This is a genomic window from Deinococcus humi (assembly GCF_014201875.1).
GTDB classification, from domain to species: domain Bacteria; phylum Deinococcota; class Deinococci; order Deinococcales; family Deinococcaceae; genus Deinococcus; species Deinococcus humi.
Genome location: NZ_JACHFL010000003.1, coordinates 288,529 through 308,187, shown reverse-complemented (window position 1 = coordinate 308,187; position 19,659 = coordinate 288,529). Strand labels below are relative to the sequence as shown.

General features: G+C 64.6%; 17 protein-coding genes. 6 read left to right on the top strand and 11 right to left on the bottom strand.

Annotation, left to right across the window (positions count from 1 at the left end; all coding sequences use genetic code 11):
• Positions 1-49: 49 nt before the first annotated feature.
• The gene (locus tag HNQ08_RS08240) at positions 50-1,462 is read left to right on the top strand and encodes an aspartate kinase (RefSeq protein ID WP_184129743.1); all 1,413 of its coding nucleotides are present in this window, start codon (positions 50-52) and stop codon (positions 1,460-1,462) included.
• Between the two features lie 229 nt (positions 1,463-1,691).
• On the opposite strand, the gene HNQ08_RS08235 is transcribed toward HNQ08_RS08240, so the two are convergent.
• From HNQ08_RS08235 to HNQ08_RS08200, 8 genes are all read right to left on the bottom strand, one after another.
• Positions 1,692-3,878, bottom strand: coding sequence for a glycoside hydrolase family 3 protein (locus HNQ08_RS08235; protein WP_184129740.1), 2,187 nt, complete (start codon positions 3,876-3,878; stop codon positions 1,692-1,694).
• The gene (locus HNQ08_RS08230) at positions 3,875-5,521 is read right to left on the bottom strand and encodes a glycoside hydrolase family 43 protein (RefSeq protein ID WP_184129737.1); all 1,647 of its coding nucleotides are present in this window, start codon (positions 5,519-5,521) and stop codon (positions 3,875-3,877) included. Before HNQ08_RS08230 ends, HNQ08_RS08235 begins: the two co-directional genes overlap by 4 nt.
• Entirely contained in the window at positions 5,518-6,900 is a 1,383-nt protein-coding gene (locus HNQ08_RS08225; protein WP_184129734.1) for a GH1 family beta-glucosidase, read from the bottom strand. The genes HNQ08_RS08230 and HNQ08_RS08225 overlap by 4 nt, the downstream gene beginning before the upstream one ends.
• Entirely contained in the window at positions 6,897-8,237 is a 1,341-nt protein-coding gene (locus HNQ08_RS08220) for a hypothetical protein (protein ID WP_184129731.1), read from the bottom strand. The genes HNQ08_RS08225 and HNQ08_RS08220 overlap by 4 nt, the downstream gene beginning before the upstream one ends.
• A gap of 2 nt (positions 8,238-8,239) precedes the next feature.
• Positions 8,240-9,142 (bottom strand): carbohydrate ABC transporter permease, encoded by a 903-nt coding sequence (locus tag HNQ08_RS08215; protein ID WP_184129729.1) that lies wholly within the window; start codon positions 9,140-9,142, stop codon positions 8,240-8,242.
• A 133-nt stretch (positions 9,143-9,275) separates the two neighbouring features.
• A complete protein-coding gene (locus HNQ08_RS08210; protein ID WP_184129726.1) occupies positions 9,276-10,226 on the bottom strand; it encodes a carbohydrate ABC transporter permease in 951 nt (316 codons plus the stop codon).
• Between the two features lie 150 nt (positions 10,227-10,376).
• Positions 10,377-11,624: an ABC transporter substrate-binding protein gene (locus HNQ08_RS08205; RefSeq protein ID WP_184129723.1), complete on the bottom strand. Its 1,248-nt coding sequence runs from the start codon at positions 11,622-11,624 to the stop codon at positions 10,377-10,379.
• 83 nt (positions 11,625-11,707) lie between these two features.
• The gene (locus tag HNQ08_RS08200) at positions 11,708-12,745 is read right to left on the bottom strand and encodes a LacI family DNA-binding transcriptional regulator (protein WP_184129720.1); all 1,038 of its coding nucleotides are present in this window, start codon (positions 12,743-12,745) and stop codon (positions 11,708-11,710) included.
• Positions 12,746-12,990: 245 nt separating this feature from the next.
• Between HNQ08_RS08200 and HNQ08_RS27870 the strand changes: the two genes are divergently transcribed.
• On the top strand, positions 12,991-13,398 hold the full coding sequence (locus HNQ08_RS27870; RefSeq protein WP_342355683.1) for an IS5 family transposase: 408 nt from the start codon (positions 12,991-12,993) through the stop codon (positions 13,396-13,398).
• Positions 13,395-13,655, top strand: a complete 261-nt coding sequence (locus HNQ08_RS27865; RefSeq protein ID WP_280527558.1) for a transposase — start codon at positions 13,395-13,397, stop codon at positions 13,653-13,655. The genes HNQ08_RS27870 and HNQ08_RS27865 overlap by 4 nt, the downstream gene beginning before the upstream one ends.
• Positions 13,656-13,813: 158 nt before the next feature.
• Here the strand turns inward: HNQ08_RS27865 and HNQ08_RS08190 are convergent, their stop codons facing one another.
• Complete coding sequence (locus HNQ08_RS08190) at positions 13,814-14,566, bottom strand: phosphatase PAP2 family protein (RefSeq protein WP_184129717.1); 753 nt, start codon at positions 14,564-14,566, stop codon at positions 13,814-13,816.
• 324 nt (positions 14,567-14,890) lie between these two features.
• Here HNQ08_RS08190 and HNQ08_RS08185 point away from each other — a divergent pair, with 324 nt between their 5' ends.
• Complete coding sequence (locus tag HNQ08_RS08185) at positions 14,891-15,043, top strand: hypothetical protein (protein ID WP_184129714.1); 153 nt, start codon at positions 14,891-14,893, stop codon at positions 15,041-15,043.
• Between the two features lie 235 nt (positions 15,044-15,278).
• Here HNQ08_RS08185 and HNQ08_RS08180 read toward each other — a convergent pair whose 3' ends face one another.
• Together HNQ08_RS08180 and uvrC are read right to left on the bottom strand one after the other, a co-directional pair.
• A complete protein-coding gene (locus tag HNQ08_RS08180) occupies positions 15,279-16,184 on the bottom strand; it encodes an SDR family oxidoreductase (protein WP_184129711.1) in 906 nt (301 codons plus the stop codon).
• 93 nt (positions 16,185-16,277) lie between these two features.
• Positions 16,278-18,128, bottom strand: coding sequence for an excinuclease ABC subunit UvrC (uvrC, locus tag HNQ08_RS08175; RefSeq protein ID WP_184129707.1), 1,851 nt, complete (start codon positions 18,126-18,128; stop codon positions 16,278-16,280).
• Between the two features lie 131 nt (positions 18,129-18,259).
• Here uvrC and HNQ08_RS08170 point away from each other — a divergent pair, with 131 nt between their 5' ends.
• Together HNQ08_RS08170 and HNQ08_RS08165 are read left to right on the top strand one after the other, a co-directional pair.
• Positions 18,260-18,973: a spheroidene monooxygenase gene (locus HNQ08_RS08170; RefSeq protein WP_184129704.1), complete on the top strand. Its 714-nt coding sequence runs from the start codon at positions 18,260-18,262 to the stop codon at positions 18,971-18,973.
• A gap of 17 nt (positions 18,974-18,990) precedes the next feature.
• Positions 18,991-19,605 (top strand): histidine phosphatase family protein, encoded by a 615-nt coding sequence (locus HNQ08_RS08165; RefSeq protein WP_184129702.1) that lies wholly within the window; start codon positions 18,991-18,993, stop codon positions 19,603-19,605.
• Positions 19,606-19,659: the final 54 nt, after the last annotated feature.

Here is a 19,659-nt window from a genome sequence, read left to right as displayed (position 1 = left end):
CCCAGACTTCCGTTTCCACCTTCCCCCATCTCGCCGCATACTGACCCCCATGAGCGACACCCTTCTGGTGATGAAATTCGGTGGCACCAACATGCAGGATGCCGCAGCCATCCGCCACAGCGCTTCTCTGGCGGGGCGCAGCATCTCGGCAGGCGTGCGAGTGGTGGTGGTGGTTTCCGCCATGGCGGGCGTGACCAACACACTCCTTGCACTGGCTGACGCGGCTGAGTCTGGTGACATCGCTGCGGCCAACGACGAGATCGCCGCGCTGCGAACCCGCCACTTCACGGCGGCGCAGGAACTTGGCGCTGCGCCCGACAGTGCCACCGTGCGCGACATCCGCGAGATGCACGAGACGCTGCGTCAGGCGGTCTACGGCGTTTACCTACTGCGCGAGCTGACGCCCCGCAGCCGTGACCTGATCGTGGCGTTCGGCGAGCGCCTCTCGGCCCCGCTGATGGCGCTGGCCCTTGAAGCCCAGAGCTACCGCGCCCATCACCTGACCGGCGGCGAGGCGGGCATTCTGACCGATCATCATTTCGGCAATGCCAAGCCGCTGCCCACCACCTACGAGCGGGTCAAGGATCGCCTGAGCGGACTCCTGGCGGCGGGGGTCACCCCGGTGATTTCCGGGTTCATGGGGGAAACCGATCGCGGCGCGATCACCACGCTGGGCCGCGGCGGCACCGATTTTTCGGCCACCATTATCGGCAAGGCGCTGGGCGCGGACGAGGTCTGGGCCTGGAAGGACGTGGACGGGGTGATGAGCGCTGATCCTAGAGTGGTGGCCGACGCCCGCAACATTTCCACCCTCAGCTACGGGGAGGTCATGGAACTGGCCTACTTCGGCGCCAAGGTGCTGCACCCGCTGGCCGTCACGCCCTTGCAGGAAAGCGGTATTCCGCTGCGGGTCAAGAGCGCGGCCGATCCCGACTTTCCCGGAACACTGGTGCAGGCCCAGGCCCTGGACGAGGCCGGGCACCCGGTCAAGGCCGTCACCGCCATCCGCAATGTCTCGATCATCAATATCAGCGGTGCGGGCGTACTGGGCATTCCAGAGGTCATCGCCAGCGTGTTTGACGCGATTGCCCGCGAGAACATCACGCTGCTGATGGTGTCTCAGAGCAGCTCGATGAGCAACGTTTCGCTGGCGGTCCAGAGTGGCGACGCCGAGCGCACGCTGTCCGCCCTGCGCGCTGGTGTCAGCCGCGAACTCAAGGTGGACCGCCAATCCGACGTGGCGGTCCTGGCCATCGTGGGCAGCGGCATGCGCGGTCAACGTGGCGTTTCCGCCCGGCTCTTCACCGCCCTTGCCAGCCAGGACATCAATATTCTGATGATCTCTCAGGGCAGCAGCGAGTTGAACATTTCTGTCGCCATTGAAGGCCTGCAAGTGGACGACGCCACACGCGCCGTGCATACCGCCTTCGGCCTGGGCACTCCAGCCGCAGCGAGCATATGAAGGGAAAAGAGGTGCATTTAAAGGAACATAAGTTTCACGAACTAAATTATCGTGAATAAAATCACTTGAAGATTGGAGCTATATTCCTTGTTGTTCCACCGATCTGGCAACAGTCCCCAATGACCTAATCAAGAAGGGAGAGCATGGTTGTCGGGCGTGCCCGCTCGAATCCAACTCGGCATCCTGTTCGTGCGCCCCGGATTGTTTGGCGGGACGCACGCAGGAACGGTCAGGGTAGGTTGACCGCGGCCGTTTCGTCTCCTATCTGAAACATGTATAGGCCATCCTGCACCTTGCCGATAACCGGACCAAAAACGTCACCCGTGAAGGCTTCCAGCCGCTCCAGTGGAACCATCAGGCTCAACGTGCGGGCTTCACCCGGTTTCAGTGCGGCCCGGACGACACCGACTGGCCGTCTGACCGTTTCCAGATTTCCTGTCGGTGGCAGGCTGGCGTTGACAATGAATGTTCCGGTGCCTGCCACATCGCCCGTGTTCGTCACAGTGACGTTGACCCGGACGCCGGCATCTGTCGCGACTGCTCCTGCGTCGGTGGTGCGGAAGGAGGTGTAATCGCGCCCGAAGCCCAGTGGATACAGGGGCAAAGGCGCCTCGCCCGCGCCCTCGGGGGGACGATCAGCAGTCAGGCCTGCCTCTCCCAAAGTTCCGGGCCAGGTAAAAGGCAGACGGCCTGGAAAGCCGGTGCGGCCATACAGCGCGTCAGCCAGAGCGGCGCCGCCCTCACTGCCGGGCAGGTAGGCCATCACGAAGGCCGAAACGCGGTTCTGAAGGTCTTCGGGCAGCAGGACCGGTCGGCCCGCCATCAGCACCAGCACCACCGGTTTGCCAGTGCCCAGCACGTCGCGCAGCAGTCCAATCTGTGCGGGAGGCAGCGACAGCGTGGAATTGTTCGCCTGACTTTCCGCAGCGGGCGGCTCACCCAGCGCCACAATAATGGTGTCTGCCTTCGCCGCAGCTTGCAGCAGCGCCGCGCGTTTGGTGTCGGGCAGGGCGCTGACAGTCAAACTTGCCGGAGCCGAGGCCTTCAGGGCGGTGGCCAGGCTGCTGATTTTTGGCACGTCCGTCACGTTGCCCTTGCCCACGCCCTGCCAGTTGACGCTCCAGCCGCCCAGTTGAATGGCCGCGCTGTCCATCGCCGGGCCGGTCACCAGCACCCGTCCTTTCTTGAGGGGCAGGGTCTGGTCATTTTCCAGCAGCGTCAGGGTTGCGGCAGCGGCCCGTTTCGCCAGTGCCCGGTGATCGATCAGGACACCGCTCCCCGCAGGCCGGGCGTCCATCAGGCCCAGCTGGGCCTTGAACGTCAGTACCCGCAGGGCCGCCTCGTCCAGTCGGGCGGGGGAGACCTGCCCATCCTCCACCGCTTCCTTCAGTGCGGCGCCGTATTTCTCCACGTCGTTCGGCACCATGTACAGGTCAATCCCGGCGTTGACACTGGCGGCGGCGGCCTGCACCAGATCGGCGTGGGTCTTGTAGACCGTCACGAGCCGCTCAACGTCGTTCCAGTCGCTGACCACCAGTCCGCCAAAGCTCAGCTCCTCCCGGAGTACCCCGGTCAGCAGCTCGTGCGAGGCGTGAACCGGCAGGCCGTTGACGCTGCCGCTGTTGGCCATGACGGCCAGCGCTCCGGCCCGGATGCCCGCTTGAAAGGGCGGCAGATTCAGCTCGTGCAGGGCGCGCTCGCTGATCTCCGCATTGGCCCGGTCCCGGCCCAGTCCCGGCGAGCCGTACCCCACGAAATGCTTGAGGGTGGCGGCCACCCCGCCCGATTGCAGGCCCGTCACGGCGGCGGCCACCTGATCGGCCACCAGCCACGGCGATTCGCCGAAGGTCTCGTAGAAGCGCCCCCAGCGTGGATCGCGGCCCAGATCGGCCACCGGGCTGAAATTCCAGTCCATATTCATGGACCGCATGTCGGCGGCAGTGGCGCGCGAGATCTCCTGGGTCAGCGCCGGGTCGAAGGCCGCGCCAAGCCCGAGGTTGTGCGGGTACAGCGTTGCGCCCGGCACGTTGTTGACGCCGTGCACTGCATCGGTGCCGAAAACGGCAGGCAGGCCGCCGGGCAGCCCCTCGCGGCCCAGCGCCTCCAGCCCGCGCAGGGTGTCGGCCCAGCCTCGCGGTGTGTTGGGCTGCGGAGCGTCCCCACCGCCGTTGAGCGTCGCGCCGGGCCTGAGCCTGGACAGGATCTCGCCCGCGTTCGGGGCAATGGGCCCGCTGCGCCCGCCCTCCAGAAAACGGAAGAAATGCGCCATGCTGACCTGCCCGATCTTCTCGTCCAGCGTCATGGTCTCCAGCACGGCGCGCGCGCGGCTCTCGGCTTCAGAGGGGGATAGTCGGGGCACGGCCTGTGCCCCGGCCACCCCGGTCAGCAGCAGCGCGGCGGTCAGCAGATGCTTCACTCGGTCTCCGTGTACTCGGCCCAGTGAAATTCTGCCGTCCTGCCCCGCCCGCTCAGGTCCTGACAGGTCAGCGCCAGGAAGGTCCCTGTGAAGCTCAGGCCGCCGCAGTGCTCATCGCTCAGCAGCCCCGCGCTCAGCCTGTCACCGATAGATTGCCAGGTCTCACCGTCCACGCTGTACTCAAACCAAAACTGTCCACCCGAATACACCAGTCCAAGCTCCACTGGATCGGCGTTACCCACCGGAACTTCCTGTGACAGCAGTTCGCGGTAGGCGCCGTTCTCGCTCTGGAGCAGCGCCAGGGTGCGGCCCAGCGTCTCGTCGCGGCTCAGGCGCAGGAAGACCCAGTTGCGCGAGTCATAGTAGGCGCACACGCCCGCCATCTGCTGGAAATCCTCGGGATCAAAGCTGAGCGCCGTGCGGAAGCGAGCCTCCAGCGATTGCAGCCGGCGGCCCACCAGGGCCAGCCGATGTTTGCTGTTCAGCGATTCGTGCCCCGTAAGGCGCAGGCTGTGGCCGGTCAGCTCCACGCCCATCAATTCGGCGGGCGCACGCAGGGTCATCCACTCGGGGCGCAGAGTCATGCTACTGAACCCATCGCGTGCGGGTGGTGTGGGCCACGGCTGCGGGGGCAGCGCAGGCAATTCGGTGTGCAACTGCGGGTGGTGCCCGCCGGAGGCCAGACGCGGCCAGCCGTCCTCGTCCCAGACCAGGGCTTGCAGCGCCGTCTCGCGGCCCAGCGGGCACTCGCCCTGCTCGCTCAGGGGCCGCCCGCACAGGTAGGCCAGCAGCCATTGTCCGTCGGGCGTGTTGGTGAAGCTGGCGTGCCCGCTTTTCTGAATCGGCAATCCCGGCGCGTCCACGGCGCTCAGGACCGGGTTGTCGGGATGTACCTCGTAGGGGCCGTGAAGGCTGCGCGAACGGGCCAGCGTTACCGCGTGTTCGTAACTCGTGCCGCCCTCCGCCGTCAGCAGGTAGTACCAGCCGCCACGGCGGAACAGGTGGGGGGCTTCGGTCACGCCCAGTTCAGTCCCCTCGAAGATAATTTCACGGGGGCCAACGAGTCGCCGCTCTTCCGGGCTGTACTCCTGCAGCACGATGCCCGAGAAGCGGTTGCGCCCCTGGCGGTGGTCCCAGCGCATGTTGACAAACCACTTGCGCCCGTCGCCGCCCTCGTCCACCACCGTGCTGCCGTGTGTGTCGTGAAAGAGGCTGGGGTCAAAGCCGCTGGAATTCAGGTACACCGGCTCGGACCACGGGCCTTCGATCTGCTCCGCCGTGGTCAGGAAGTTGTGGCTGTCCTTGAAGACCTCGGCGCTGCCCCAGCTTTTCACGTCGGTGTAGATCAGGTGGAAGCGCTCGCCGTCATGGGACAGGGCCGGTGCCCAGATTCCACCGGAATCGGCGTTGCCGCGCATGTCCAGCAGTGTCGTCCGGGTCAGCGGCTGCGCGGCGGGCCGCCAGTTCACCAGATCACGCGAGTGGTAGATCGCCACGCCGGGATACCACTGGAAGGTGCTGGTGGCGAGATAATAGTCCTGGCCCACCCGCACGATGCTGGGATCGGGATGAAAGCCGCGCAGCACCGGGTTGGTGACCGTTACGGTCCCCGGCCGTGCTGGCCGCTCCAGCTGCGAGGTCATGCGGGCTGGCCCTCCTGGGCGCGGGTCAGGAAGTCGCGGTACCAGCGCCCCGACTGCTTGAGGGTCCGCGCCTGCGTTTCAAAATCCACATGCACGATGCCGAAGCGCTTGTCGTAGCCCTCGGCCCACTCGAAGTTATCCATCAGTGACCAGGCGAAGTACCCGGCCATCTTCGCGCCGCCGGTGATGGCGGCCCCCAGCGCGGCGAGATGCTGCTGGAAGTAGCGGGTGCGCTCCTGGTCGTGCACGGTGCCGTCCTCCGCCACGGTGTCGGGATACGTCGCGCCGTTCTCCGTGATGTAGATGGCGGGCGGATTGTAGTCGTGTTGCAGCCGCACCATCAGATCGGTCAGGCTCTGCGGCGCCACCTCCCAGTCGAAGCCGGTGTACTCGCTGCCCTCCACACGCAGTTGCCTCACGTCCAGGAATCCGCTGCCAGGGGCGTCGGCCACCACGCTGCGCGAGTACATGTTGACGCCCAGAAAATCGGTGGGGGCACCGATGATGTCCAGATCGCCGTCCCTCACCAGCCCCTGCGCCTGCGGACTGGCCGCGCCCAGCAACTCCACCATGTCCTGCGGGTAGCCGCGTCCGAACACCGGATCCAGGTACCAGCGGTTGGCAAAGCCGTCCTGGCGCCACGCGGCAGCCCTATCTGCCTCGCTGTCGGTGGCCGGGTACGATGCCGCCAGGTTCAGGGTGATGCCGGCCTTGGCGCCGGGCACGTTGGCACGGATGGCCTGCAAGGCCAGCCCATGCGCCAGCAGCAGGTGGTGGGAGGCCGCGAAACTCTCGGCCAGATCCGTATGGCCCGGCGCGTGAATGCCGTTGCCGTAGCCCATGAACGCGGCCACCCACGGCTCGTTGATGGTAATCCAGTGCTCCACCCGGTCTCCGAGGGCGTCGGTCACCACTGCGGCGTAGTCGCCCAGCGCCAGCGCCGTGTCGCGGGCGGGCCAGCCGCCCCGGTCCTGTAACACCTGTGGCAGGTCCCAGTGGTACAGCGTCAGCCACGGCGTGATGCCCCGCGTCAGCAGGCCGTCCACCAGCCGTGAGTAGAAGTCCAGCCCAGCCTGGTTGGTTTTTCCCCGTCCCTCCGGCACGATGCGTGGCCAGGCCACGCTGAATCGGTAGGCGTTAACCCCCAGGGAGGCGATCAGGTCGAGATCGCCCTCCAGGCGGTGGTAGTGGTCACAGGCCACGTCGCCACTGTCGCCGTTCAGGACTTTGCCCGGTGTGGCGCAGAAGGTGTCCCAGATGCTGGGGCTACGGCCATCCTCGTGCGCGGCCCCCTCGATCTGGTAGCTGCTGGTGGCGACGCCCCAGGTGAAACGCGGTGGGAAGATTTCCGGGTTGGGTTGGTTGGTGTTGGCTGTCATGGTTTCCTTGGGGAGGTGGGAGTGGGCTTGTTTGCGAAGTGCACGCTGAACGGGCGACTGGCGACGCTGGCTTTTGGTGCAGCCTTGAGTACCACCCGCGTCAAGCTCAGCGGTGGCAACATGAGTGGCCCGCCGATCCTCAGCGCACGCGGAGGTTGGTCGGCCATGACGTCCGCGTCCGTGACCGTCTTGGCCCCGATTACGGCGAAGCCGGGCAGATCGAGGGTGAGGGGTTGAGGGGTTGCCCGTGTGTTGATGGCGAACAGGGTCAGACGACTGCCTTGCTGTGCCGCGTGAACCCATACTTCCGGGTCATCGCTGGTGACGCCCAGGGTCTGGCCCCGGTAGTGCGCCAGTTCGCGGAAGGCGGCGTATGACATCCGGGGAAAGCCCGCATCGTCCAGCAGACCGTGATTGCCCGTTGCCATCAGCGAGAAATAGGTATTGAAGACCGCGCCGCTCTCCGACAGGCGCAGCGCCGCCTCGGCGGCCCACAATCCGCCCACCGCATCCGACAGGTGGGTACTGCGGTCCGAGCGATACGACTGCGCGTACTCGGTCACGCCCTGCGCCAGCGGTCTGCCGTGGCCTTTCGGATTGGTGGCCGGATCGCTCCACAACGTTTCGACCCGCTTCACGGTATCCGTCACCCGACGGATCGAGTCGAACGCCTGAGCGTCGCTGCCGTCGCCATTTGAGGGATACAGGTGCCACGTCACCAGATCAAAGGCGTCGCCGCATTCCCGGATGGCCGCGTCCAGAAACGGGCCGGGGTTGCTGACCGCTGGTCCGGCGATCCTGGCCTGCGGATCAACGTTCAGAATGGCCGCTTTCTGTGCCCGCACCGCGCCGCAGTATTTTTCCGGGGTCCAGCTCGGATCGCTGCGGTTGGTGGCGTACAGGTCTGGCTCGTTGCCGATCTCGTAGTACGCGACGTTCAGGCCCAGTTCCCGCGCCATCCGCACCAGCTCGGCGGCATCTTCGGGAGTATTCCTGGCCGCCGTGCCGTCGCGGTCCCCGCCAGCCCGGGAGAACACCCGGGTCTGCAACATCAGTGGCGGCTGACCCAGCAGCGTCCAGTTGGTTTTGAGGGTCTGCATGGCCTGTGGGGTACGGTTCTGCTCGTCCCCGATGTTTCCGCCGGGCCAGCGCAGCGCGCCAGGTTGCAGGGCACCCAACGGGTCCACCGCTTCGATCACCGGCATCCAGTTGCCCACGTTGAAAGCGCTGACGCTGGCGGGGAGAATCGGTTTCGGAGCTGTGCCCGAGGGCGTGATGGTGGCTGCTCCCGCCGAACCGAGCAGTGCCAGCGTCACAACAGCGGCGGTCTTCCTCACCCTCAGTCCTTGACCGCGCCGCTGGTGAGCCCGGAAATGACCTGACGGCTGGCAAGCAGGAAAATGATCAGCAGCGGCAACACCGTCAGCACCACCATCATCAGCGTCGCGCCCCAGTCGGCATTGATATTCGTCGCGCCGCCGGTGATCTTGCGCAGCGACAGCGGCAGGGTCATAGTGCTGTCCTCGCTCAGGCGCATGATCAGCGCGCCCTTGAAGTTGTTCCACGACCCCACGAAGGTCACGATGCCCAGCGTCGCCAGAATCGGGCGGATCAGAGGAAGCACCACACGGGTGTAGATGCCGAATTCGGTGGCGCCGTCCAGCCGGGCGGCCTCGATCAGCGATTTGGGCAGCGCGGAAAAGATGTACTGGCGCATCAGGAAAATCCCGAAGGCATTGGCCATGCCCGGCACCCACAGGGTGCGCGGCGTGCCGATCCAGTGCAAGAAGTTGTTCATCACCAGGAAGGAGGGAATGTCCATCACCAGTGGCGGAATCAGCATCGTGATCAGGATGAAGCCGAACAGGTAGCGCTTGCCCTTGAACTCATACATGGCGAACGCGAAGCCCGCCAGTGAGCAGAAGAATAGCGTGGTCACGGTGGAGAGGATGGCGATGTACAGCGAGTTCCAGAACTGACGCAGGGCATGGTTGTCGGTCGCTGCCATCATCTTCTGGAAGTTGCTGGTCAGCGCGTCCCCGAACCACAGGTGCGGCGGCACGGTGAAGATCTGCGAGCTGGGCAGCGAGGCCCACACGAACATCAGGTAGAACGGCACCAGCGACAGGAAGCAGGCCAGGCCCACGAAGATCCACAGACCCGCGCGGCTCAGCGTGAACCTGGGCGAACGCCGGGGTGGCCTGGGGGGAGACACCGTGGTTTCAAGAGGCTGTGTGGTCATACGGGCTCCGATTGAATCGTTTCGGCGAAACGGTGAAATCCGAGCGGAAGGGGCAGGAGGGAGGCGGCTTCCGGGCGTGGAGTCAGCAACTTGGTGCTTTCCCGAACCGTTGCTGAACCTGATAACCGCCGGTTCACGAGCGGCCTCCGCCACGGGAGAACAGGTAGTTGTTGATCATGCTCAGGATGAAGATCGCCAGGAACAGCAGCCAAGCCATTGCTGAGCCGTACCCCATATCCAGGTCACGGAAGGCCACGTTGAAGATGTGCATGGCCGAGGTCAGCGCCGCGCCGCCGCTGCCGCCCGCCTGACCCAGCAGGATGAAGGGTTCCTCGAACAACTGCATGTTGCCCACGATGGTCAGCGTGAAGGCGTAAAACATCATCGGGCGCAGCAGCGGCAGCGTGATATAGAAAAACTTCTGCACGTTGTTCGCGCCGTCCACCGTGGCCGCCTCGTACACGTCCTCGCTGATGGCCTGCAGGCCGCTCAGATACAGGATCACGTTCCAGCCCACGTAGCGCCAGAACACCACGGTGGCCACCGACACCGGCACCAGTTCCGGAAGCGCCAGCCAGCGCACAGGCCCCAGCCCCACCAGCGACAGTCCGTAGTTCAGCAGCCCCAGGTTCTCCGAGAACAGCATCCCGAAGACAATCGTGATCGCCACGGCGTTGGTGATGTACGGCAGAAAAAGGATCGTGCTGATGCCGCTCTGCCACCGGCGCAGGGCCTGGTTGATGACGAAGGCCAGCGGCAGCGCCACCAGATGTTGCGGCACCCCCGACAGCAGGCCAATCCAGACGGTGATCTTCAGCGATACCCAGAACTGGTCTGGTGCGCCCAGCGCCAGCTTGAAGTTGTCCCAGCCCACGTACTCCCAGTTGCCCAGCCCGTCGAGTGGATTCCACAGGTGAAAGGCCAGGAACAGGCTGAAGCCCAGCGGAAACAACCCGAAGATCAGGAACAGGATGAAGAACGGACTGGTGAACAGATACGGTGCGGCGCGCTGCTGAAAGCGGTTGTAGCTCCAGCGGCGGCGCTGGCGGGGCGGGCTGGTGGGCAGGGGCACTCGTTCTTGCATGGGGCCTTCCTTTGGCGCTGTGGCCGACACCGGGGCGGGACAGGGACAGAACAATCGAAGCGCGAACTACTGGGCTGTCGGCCGTATGGAAACGCGAAGGGGGAGCCGCCTTTCTCGCTCCCCCGGACGGTCACGGCACAGGCGTTGTGCTCAGCGGGCGCGGCGCAGGATCTGGGCGCGGGCGTCGGTCAATGCCTGCTTGATGTCCTTGCCCTGCTCGAGCACGTTGGTCAGCTCGGTGTTGACGATCTGATCGGCCACCGAGTCGTACTTGTTCACGTCGATGGGCTGGGTCTTGCGGGCAGCGTCGCGCCACAGCACGCGGGCCTTTTGGTTGCCCAGGAACGCCACGCCCTGGCTGAAGAGGTTGTCGTTCTGGGCGGTCAGCAGCGCGGGGAACGCGCCGTTGATGGTGAAGGCCGTGAGTTGCTGGGCCTTGTCCATGGTCATGAACTTGATGAACTCCCAGGCCCACTGCTTGTTCTTGGCCGCCGTGGGAATGGCGTAGAACGAGCCGCCCCACGAGGCGTAACCGCCCTCGGGCAGGTTTTCCACCCGCCACATGCCCTTGGTGTCGGGGGCCATCCAGCTTTCCAGGGCGCCGGTCAGCCACGCGCCGCTGAACTGCGAGGCGACGGTGCCTTGTTTAAACGCGTCGTACCACTCGTTGCTCCACTCGCCGATCTTGGCGTCCAGGCCCTCGGCGCGCACCTGCTTGGCCAGGGTGAAGGCCCGCACGAAACGGGCGTTGTCAGGGCCGACCAGCAGGTTGTTCTTGCTGTCGAAGTAGATGCCCTCGCCGGGCTTGAGATTGGTGCGGCTGACCACGCCGTAGATGCTCTGCGCGGTGTTGATCAGCGACGCCCCGGTCTTGGCCTTGATGGTCTTGCCGGCGGCGATGTAGCTTTCCCAGCTCTTGTTGAGCTGCGCGGGATCAACGCCAGCCTTGTCCAGCACGTCCTTGCGGTACAGCAGCGTGCCGGGGCCGATGTCGGTGGGCATGGCGATGAAACGCTTGTCCGAGCTGGTGGCCTGTGCCACCGTGAACGGCGTGAACAGCTTCTTGTACTGCGTGGCGTTGTAGGGGGCCTTGTTCAGGTCTTCCAGGCCCTTACCCTCGGCAAACTTGCCCACGTAGCCGATTTCCAGGGCCATCACGTCGGGCAGGCCCTGCCCGGTGGCCAAGGCGGTGGTCATGGCGTTGTGGTGATCAGCAAATTCCTGGGCCACCAGTTTGATGGTGATGTTGGGGTGCAACTTGTTCCAGGCGGGCAGAACAGCCTTGATCGAGGTGTCGAGGCTGGGGAAGGCGGCGACGGTCACGGTGACTTTCTCCTGGGCGCTGGCCGATCCGGCGAGCAGGGCGGAAACAAGGGCGAACAGGGCAATTTTCTTCATGACTGACCTCCAAGGGTCGATGTGAAAGCGCTTTCAAAAAATGCAGATGGCAGGGCAGGGCGGCGATCAGGAACTGTCATACATCAACGTTTCTCCGTTCGTTTCTTTCGAGGTGAGGGGATGGGCGCTGGCCCGGTGGATTCACGAACAACCAACTCGGGGACGTAAGGAGGCATGCTGAGCTGTTCCCCGGCCAGCAGCCGCAGCACGGTCTCGGCAGCCAGCTGGCCCAGTTCATTGACCGCCTGGTGGACGGTGGTCAGTGGCGGCGTGGTATAGCGCGAGGAAAACAGATCGTCGAAACCGGTGAGAGAGATGTCATCCGGCACGCGCAGGCCCCGGCGGTAGAGCGTCAGGCGGGCGCCGAAAGCCATCTGGTCGTTGGCACAGACCAGCGCCGTCAAGGGGTGGCCCGAGCGCAGCAGCTCCTCGGCCGCCCGTTCACCGCTGGCCTCGGTGTAGTCCCCGCGCCTCATCAGGTGGGGCTGGACCGGGAGGCCCACCTCCTGCAGGGTGGCCTCGAAGCCCTCGCGCCGCTCCACCGCGTCGTGCTGGGATTCGTCTCCACCGATGTACCCGATGTCGCGGTGGCCCAGTTCGGCCAGGTGATGGACCACCTGCCGAATGCCAGCGTGGTTGTCGATCAAGACGCAGCGCTCGGGCAGACCAGCGACTGCGCGGCCCACCGCCACTAGTGGCACCCGCGCCGCCACCCGTTGCAGCGCCGCATCGTCAATCACGCCGCCCAGCACGATCAGGGCGTCCACCCGGCGGCGCATCAGCAGATCCAGCGCCTGCTGTTCCTGCTGAGCCCGCCAGTGTCCACTGACCACCAGCGGATGGTACGCGGTGCCTTCCAGACCCTGCTCGATGCCCGCCAGCGTTTCTCCGTAGAACGCGCTGCTCAGTTTCTGAGTCAGCACGCCCACCGAGAAACTGCGCCCGTTCGCCAGTGCCTGCGCCTGCACGTTAGGGGTGAAGTTCAGGCGGTGGATGACCGCCTCTACCCGCTCACGCTTGTCCGGCGTGACGTTGGCGGTGCCGTTCAGAATGCGCGACACGGTACTGGGTGAGACACCCGCTTCCCGCGCCACGTGCATCAATGTGACGGTTGCAGACATAGCGAAACTCCTGACAGGCACGGTAACCCGCCTGACCAATCAATTCTGACTTGTTGAACATTTTGAGCTTAAGTGATTTTGAAAGCGCTGTCAAGCCTGGGCAACTCATGTCTCAGGGCCGGGTTGCGGGGGACGGCGCCAGAGTGACGCAAGGCGCCTCCCAACGCTGCAGATTCAGCGCCAGGGAAGCGCCTCATTCTCCTAGGGTGTGTCCGCAAACCAAGGAAGCAGTGCAAAAATGACGTGTGGTCCGGCGTTACGAATTGACTGATGAACAGTGGAGCCAGCTGGCTCCACTGCTGCCACCGCAACGACCTCGGACGGGCCGCCCTGGCCTGGATCACCGCACCGTGCTGAACGGCATCCTCTGGATCACACGCTTCGGGAGTGCCTGGCGTGATCTGCCCGAACGCTACGGCAATTGGAAGACAGTGCGTTCTCGGTTCTACCGATGGCAGCCGCAGGGCCTCTGGGCACAGTTGCTCACCCGAGTGCAGGAACGTGCAGATCATGCCGGCCAGGTCGAGTGGAATGTCCACATGATCGATCGCACCATCGTGCGCGCTCATCAAAGTGCAGCAGGTGCAAAAAAGGGGACGGCGATGAAGCGCTCGGCCGGTCACAAGGCGGATTCGGAACGAAGAGCCACCTGAAGTGTGATGGCCGGGGACGGCCGCTCGCCTTCCTCCTCACGGCTGGGCAACGCCACGAGATGTTGAAGTTCGAGACGTTGCTCGATGCCGGTAAGATCAAACGGCGGAGTCGGGGCCGGCCCCGACTCCGCCCCACCATGGTCCTGGCGGATCGGGCGTACAGCGGTGACAAGGCACACCGGCTGTGCCACAGACGAGGGATTCGTCTGGTCGTTCCTCCGAAACGAGGCCACAAGCGGCCACGTGTACGTCCTTGAGCGGTTGGTCGGGCGCCTGAAACGCTCAAGGAGAATTGCAACCTGGTTTGAGAAGCGGGCGTGTGACTATGAGGCGATGGTCACCATCGCCTGCGTGATGGAATGGCTTTGAGGGTTTGCGGACACACCCTAGCGCTCTGACACATCTGGCAACTCGTTCAGCGGGTCTGGTCCCGTTCACGCCCCGACTGTACCGGAACGCTCTCATCTACTGGCGCGCGGGTGTCGTCGCGTCCGCCGGGCGAATTCCGCAGGGCAGGCCAGCGCCTCGCCATGAGCAGGTACAGGCCGTAAGCCCATGCCGCGGCGCTCAGAAAGCCCACGATTACATCGGTGGGATAATGCACGCCCAGGTAGTTGCGGCTGGCCGCCAGCAGCACACCCCAGAACACGCCCAACACCGCCACCGGCCAACCCAGCCGTGAACGCCAGAAGATCAACCCCAGCGCGATCCCGAACGCAGCGTTGGACATGGCGTGGCCGCTGGGAAAGCTGAAGCCCGACTCGATCAGTACGGCTCCCAGCTCATCCGGCCGGGGACGTTGGAAGATCACCTTGGCCAGCACGTTGAGCAGAGCAGCCCCCGACAGGGCGAAAGCCAGGTACCACGCGTGGATGCGCCCGCCGGCCCGTGCCACCAACAGAGCAATCAGCAGTGCGATGAACGGCAGGACCCGCACTCCACCGATCACTCCCAGACCAGCGGCAATCGCCGTCAATGTGGGTGTACGGTGCGCGCGGTACCAGTCCAGAATCGCGCTATCCCATGCGAACCCCCCGTCTCTGAAAATATCTTCCGTCAGATTGGCGATTAGGACGAGCGGCAGCAGCACGCCCAGCAGCAGCGACAGCAAGACGTGCCAGTGGGTCTTGACGAAGACCACAAGCTCTTGGAGGAGGCGCGGGAACACCGTTCCATTACACCCCGCACCGCGCGCCCATGCGCTTGGCGGATGCTTAACTCTCGTCTCTCACCGCCGTGATGCTTCTTTCGACGCGTTCAAAAAGCGTGTCCTGTACAACGCTCCCATGCCGGGGACTTCGTGCAGGAGTAGAGGTAGAGGTTTCCCGACACTTTGCCTCCCACATAAGGACGACAGTGCTGTAGGCCAATTTGCGCAGCGCGAATGAGCCACCCGCAGGATGTGCCCGGACCCCTGTCTGGCGCACCATAGGTTCATAAGCGCCGGACCCAAGGATGCCGCAGCGGCAGCCAGCGCCCCCAGGAACCCACCATGCATTTCGACCTTCAGTTCGCCCAGCAACACGCCCAGGCCCTGCGCCAGGAAGCCGCCCAGGCCAGCCGCGCACTCCAGGCCCAGCCCGCACACGGCCAGCGTCCCCAACTCAGCCTGCGGAACCTGTTCCACCGCCCCCGGCCCGCATGACTGCTCAAGCCTTCCTGGCCCAACGCCGCCCCCTTCGATACTGAAGAGGGCGGTGTTTCTTTGGCTGTCTTTTTGATCTCCCGGATCAGAGATGGTTCCTACTACGCGAGATCATCAGTCTGACCGCCCCGGTCTACCGGGATCCCCAATTGTCCTAACTCCAGCAGATTGTCTGGCATGTACATGAAGGGCCGCGCGGATCAGTGTCTGCGCGGCCCTTCATGACTTCAAAAGATCAGTACAACGTGCCCCCGGTGCTGGCATACACATTCCCAGTCATGTAGCTCGATTCCTGCGAGGCCAGCAGCACGTACAGCGGCGCAATTTCGGCGGGTTGTCCCGGGCGGCCCAGGGGCACCCCCTCGCCGAACTTCTGGACCTTGTCCTGTGGCTGCCCTCCGCTGGGCTGAAGGGCGGTCCAATATGGTCCGGGGGCCACGGCATTCACCCGGATGCCCTTCTCGGCCACCTGCTTGGCGAGGCCGCCAGTAAAGTTGGCGATGGCCGCCTTGGTCATGGCGTAGTCCAGCAGGTTTGCAGACGGCTGGCTGGCCTGGATGGACGTGGTGTTGATGATGGTCGACCCCGGCTGCATGTGCGGCAGGGCGGCCTTGGTGATCCAGAACATCGCGTAGATGTTGGTCTTCATGGTGGCGTCGAACTGCTCGGTGGTGAGATCGGCGATGGCCTCCACCGCCGTCTGCTTGCCCGCATTGCTGACCAGAATATCCAGACCGCCCAGGCCATCTACCGCCTGCTGCACCAGCTCCTTGCAAAAGGCCTCGTCCTTGAGGTCACCGGGAATGACCACCGCTTTCTGCCCGGCAGCCTCGATCAACTTGACCACGTCCTCGGCATCGCTGTCCTCCACCTTCAGGTAGTTCAGGGCCACGTCTGCCCCCTCCCGCGCGAAAGCGATGGCAACAGCCCGCCCAATGCCCGAATCGGCCCCGGTGATCAGTGCCTTGCGTCCTTTCAGGCGGCCAAAGCCCACGTAGCTGTCCTCACCGTGATCGGGGGTGGGGTCCATCTCGCTGGCCAGGCCGGGTGCGGACTGCGGCTGCTTCGGAAACGGGGGGCGCGGGTATTGGGTCTGGGGATCGCGCATCTCGTACTGGTTCTTCACAGGATCATTGGTCATGCCCGGCAGTGTTGCCGCCGGACCCTGCCCGAAATCCACCCCCCCATACACTTGAAAGGTTGTTTCAAGGGACGGTGTGTAGACGCTGAACCGCTAGGCCAGCGGCACCCTGTTGGCCTCACGCTGGCTCAGAAAATCCTTGACGCTCTGTGCTGCCCGAGTGGTCATGCCCGGCACGGCGGCAATCTGCTCCACTGGTGCGGCGGCCAGGTCTTCCAGGCTGGAGAATTCCTCCAGCAGCGCGTCCCGCCGCTTCTGCCCGATGCCCGGCAGATCGTCGAACACGCTGCGGAGCATGTCCTGGCCACGTAATTTGCGGTGGTAGGTGATGGCGTACTGGTGCACCTCATCGCGAACGGCAATCAGGATTCTCAGAGCCGGATGCGTGTGCAGGAGCAGCAACTCGCGGTTAACGCCCACTTCCGTCCCTGTTTCCAGCCACCACTGTGCCCCGTAGCGCCCCGGCAGGATGATGGTTTCCTCGCGCTTGGCCAGGCCCACCACCGGCACCTGGATGTTCGCTTCCTTAAGGGCGTCCAACGCGGCATTGACCTGCCCGCGTCCACCGTCGATCACGATCAGATCCGGCAGGGGCAACTTGTCAGCCAGACTGCCCGTGAATCGCCGATGGACCGTCTGCTTCATGGAGGTGTAGTCGTCCGGGTGGTCCAGGCCCCTGACCTTGAAGCGGCGGTGTTCGCCGCGCCGCGCCCGCCCACCCTCGAAGACCACCATGCCCGAGACGATGTTGGTGCCGAACAGGTTGGAGTTGTCGTAACCCTCGATGCGCCATGGGCGATCCGGCAGTGCCAGCACCTCGCGCAGCGCGTCCAGCCCCGGATGGTCGCCTCGCCGTTCCAGCAGCGCCAGCTCCGAATCCAGGCCGTTGACCGCATTCCGCTGGGCCATCTCCACCAGATCCACCTTGTCGCCGCGCTTGGGGGTGCGCATGGCCGTCTTGCGCCCGGCCTTGTCGCTTAAAAACTCGCTCCACAGCGGCGCGTCCTCGAATTCGGCGGGCAGCAGGATCAGCGGGGGCACATGCGTCGCCTGGGTGTAGTAGTCCTGCACGAAGGCCCCCACGATCTCGCCGGGTGTACCTTCCTCTGCATTGGTCAAGAAGCGTTTGTCGCGCCCCACCACCCGCCCGCCACGCATGCGGAACAGCTGGACCATCGCGTATTCCCCGGCCTGCGCCACCCCCAGGAAATCCAGATCGGTCTCGTCGCTCACGAAGGCGTGCTGCTCGGTGCCGAACAGCTTTTGCACGGCCTGAACGCGGTCCCGCACACGCGCGGCCTGCTCGAAGTCCTGACCTTGCGCCGCCCCCTTCATGTCTTCCTTCAGGCGGGCAATGACGGGGGTGGCGCGGCCCTCCAGCAACGATTTCACGTCGTCCACCACGCGGGCGTATTCCTGCGGATCGGCCTTGTCCACGCAGGGCCCCAGGCAGCGCCCCATGTGAAAGTTCAGACATGGGCGCGGTTTTTTCTGCATGGGCAGCCCGCTGTTTTTTCGGAGCGGAAACATGGTGTCGATCAGATGCTTAACCCGCCGCACCGCCGAGGAATCCGGATACGGCCCGTAGTAGCTCCCCCCGTCCTTGAGCACCCGCCGCGTGACCACCAGCATCGGGAACTCCTCGTTGGTCAGTTTCAGAAATGGGTAGTGCTTGTCGTCCTTCAGAGTGACGTTGTAGTGCGGGCGGTGCTGCTTGATCAGGTTGGCCTCTAGGACCAGGGCCTCGACCTCGTTGCGCGCGGTGATGAATTCCAGCGACTCGGCCAGCGCGGTAAACTTGCCGCTCTTGCCCCCTGCCTTGAAGTGCTGACCCACCCGGCTGCGAATGTTGTTGGCCTTGCCGATGTAAATGGGAATGCCCCCCTTGCGGAAGATGTACACGCCGGGGGTGGTGGGCAGCACGGGCAGGTCGTCGAAATGCACGTCCCCAGCATAGGGGAGAGGCGCCCTAGACACCGTAACGCCTGTTTCCGAGAACCTTGAGTGTACCTTCGGCCACGTCAACCGTGGGGCAGGCCAAGGTCTGCGTGCGGTGTCGCTCTAGACTTCTCACGATGTCTGTGCCGGCGCCCTCTCCATTTGTAACCCTGACCGTCAACCGTTATGCGCCCGCTGATCTGCGGGCGGGCATGCGGCGTATGGCGACGGACCATGCCCACCTGCGTGGGCTACCCGGACTGGATTTCTACCGTCTGCTGGGCACCGGAAGCGGTGCAAAACTCTCGCTGAGCGTGGATCTGCGTCGCTGGGCCCGCTTCGCTGTGTGGCAGTCGCGCGCCGCCTTTGAACTGTTCGAGGACAGCCCGTGGCGCCAGCAAGAGCGTGGGGCGGTGGCCGAGACCACCACGCTGGTGTTGCGGCCCCTGCGCTGGCACGGGCGCTGGGCCGGACAGGAACCGCTTGGCCGCGCCGCTGCCGTGGCCCCCTCCAGTCGGGCTCCCACCGCCGTCCTGACCCGCGCTGTGATCCGTCCGCTTCGGCTGGCAGCCTTCTGGAGTGCGGTGCCGGGAACCCAGGCCTTCCTGCCGGACCAGCCCGGGCTGATTTCCGCGCTGGGATTGGGCGAGTGGCCGCTGCTTCAACAGGCCACCTTCAGCGTCTGGCACGACGAGGCGAGCATGCGTGCCTACGCGTATCACGGCGGCGCGCACCGTCAGGCCATCGCCCGCACCCGTAAGGAGAACTGGTACAGCGAGGAACTGTTCGCCCGTTTCGAGGTGCAGGAGGTCCGGGGCGTGTGGCTAGGGCTGCCGTCTGGCCCGTCCTGACTGGCTACACTCCGGCGGTGACCTCCTCCCGCCTTCTACTCGCCCGACATGGGCAAACCTCTGGCAACGTCATGGGCATTCTTCGCGGTGCGGACAGTCGGCACGACGAACTGACCGACGAGGGCCATGCCCAGGCCCGAACGCTGGCCAGACAAATTGCGGCCCTGAATCCCGAAGCGCCGCGCGTTTACGCCAGCACCTACACCCGCACCCAGCAGACTGCCGCGCCAGTGGCCGAACTGCTGGGCGTTCCCGTGACCATCCTGGACGGGATTCAGGAGATTGATCCTGGCGATTGGCGCGGGCGTCCCTACAGTGACCTGAAGACCAGCTTCGACGAGCTTGTGGGCCCGGATGACAGCGTTTCTTTTCCGGGTGGGGAAAGCCAGCGGGACGTGGCCGACCGATTCGAGATGGCCCTGAACACTGTGCTGAGCCAGCCCGGCACACCGATCATCGTCTCGCATGGTGGCGCATTGATCTCGGTGCTGATCCGCCTCCTGCGCGCCCCAGTGGTGGACAGCTGGCGCTCTGACCGCTTCGCCCAGGCCAACGCTGGTCTGACCGAGTTGATCCGGACGCCGAGCGGCTGGGCGTTTGGAACTTGGGCTAAAGATAGCGAGCAAATCTAAATTTCACGATATGGAATGATCGTGAATCTTTTCACTAGAAGCATGTTAGATTGT

Bases quoted from the DNA above. Each gene is read 5' to 3' on its own strand.
- HNQ08_RS08240 (WP_184129743.1), top strand. From the start codon at position 50: ATGAGCGACACCCTTCTGGTGATGAAATTCGGTGGCACCAACATGCAG.
- HNQ08_RS08230 (WP_184129737.1), bottom strand. From the start codon at position 5,521: ATGACCTCGCAGCTGGAGCGGCCAGCACGGCCGGGGACCGTAACGGTC.
- HNQ08_RS08225 (WP_184129734.1), bottom strand. From the start codon at position 6,900: ATGACAGCCAACACCAACCAACCCAACCCGGAAATCTTCCCACCGCGT.
- HNQ08_RS08215 (WP_184129729.1), bottom strand. From the start codon at position 9,142: ATGACCACACAGCCTCTTGAAACCACGGTGTCTCCCCCCAGGCCACCC.
- HNQ08_RS08210 (WP_184129726.1), bottom strand. From the start codon at position 10,226: ATGCAAGAACGAGTGCCCCTGCCCACCAGCCCGCCCCGCCAGCGCCGC.
- HNQ08_RS08205 (WP_184129723.1), bottom strand. From the start codon at position 11,624: ATGAAGAAAATTGCCCTGTTCGCCCTTGTTTCCGCCCTGCTCGCCGGA.
- HNQ08_RS08200 (WP_184129720.1), bottom strand. From the start codon at position 12,745: ATGTCTGCAACCGTCACATTGATGCACGTGGCGCGGGAAGCGGGTGTC.
- HNQ08_RS08185 (WP_184129714.1), top strand. From the start codon at position 14,891: ATGCATTTCGACCTTCAGTTCGCCCAGCAACACGCCCAGGCCCTGCGC.
- HNQ08_RS08180 (WP_184129711.1), bottom strand. From the start codon at position 16,184: ATGACCAATGATCCTGTGAAGAACCAGTACGAGATGCGCGATCCCCAG.
- HNQ08_RS08170 (WP_184129704.1), top strand. From the start codon at position 18,260: ATGTCTGTGCCGGCGCCCTCTCCATTTGTAACCCTGACCGTCAACCGT.